Below are 776 nucleotides of genomic sequence, written 5' to 3'. Positions count from 1 at the left end.
GGTACTACTACTAATTCACCCTCGACCGAATCATATCTACCGATTAAGTCATTGTAATCAGTCCAATTTTGTGGATTAAAATAGCCTTTATTACTTCCGAATGATTTAGGATCTTCAGAGGCAATAGAACTAAACTAGACAGCCACTCTAATTGTACAAGCCAAACTGTGCTATAAAATCTACTTTTTAGGTTAAAAATTTACCTTTCCTAATCGATTCTTTTCATTTAACCCATTAAATAAAACATGACCGCTATTAAACCTAAATTACACGCATGAAAATAACTGCATGGTGCAGTTGTGATTTATTACTGAGTAGCTTTACTGAGCAGTTTAAGTTTATGCGAGAAGCTTTTTGCAATTACTGATATTTGCCCGCCGTTTTCTGTTTAAGTTTTCACAGTAACCGGCTTGTGAGGATGGTCTCCCAACTGCACCATGAAATACACGTGTAAATTGAGTTGTGAGTTTTAACCAGTTTTCTGGGGTAATATTGACTCTTTCGAGTAAGGGCAAGTGTGTACTATCAATATACCCTCGCTTGCCTTCTCGTATACAACGTCCTGTTAATTCAACAAGTTCAAGGTACGATTTAAGTTCAAACGGGAGTCCTTTTGGCATAATTTGACGTGGCATACCTGCAAAACGCAGTAGTTGTTTTGGTTGCTTGCTTTCTTTTGCCTGTGTTATGCGTTGTTTGATGCTGGTATGGTCTGACTCCTCTGGGGTGTTAGCCATTTTGGCTCTAATGGGGTTTAAATCGACATACGCCATGCA

Annotated in this window: 1 protein-coding gene; it reads right to left on the bottom strand. The window is 38.4% G+C overall.

Annotation, left to right across the window (positions count from 1 at the left end):
* Positions 1 to 338: 338 nt before the first annotated feature.
* The coding region (locus tag H5090_RS20530) for a hypothetical protein (RefSeq protein WP_259395154.1) at positions 339 to 776 on the bottom strand (438 nt) is incomplete at its 5' end.

The sequence above is a fragment of the Pseudoalteromonas sp. SR43-5 genome, assembly GCF_014163835.1.
Taxonomy (GTDB): Bacteria; Pseudomonadota; Gammaproteobacteria; order Enterobacterales; family Alteromonadaceae; genus Pseudoalteromonas; species Pseudoalteromonas distincta.
Note: the sequence above shows the minus strand (reverse complement) of the source record. Positions and strands in the feature narration are given on the sequence as shown.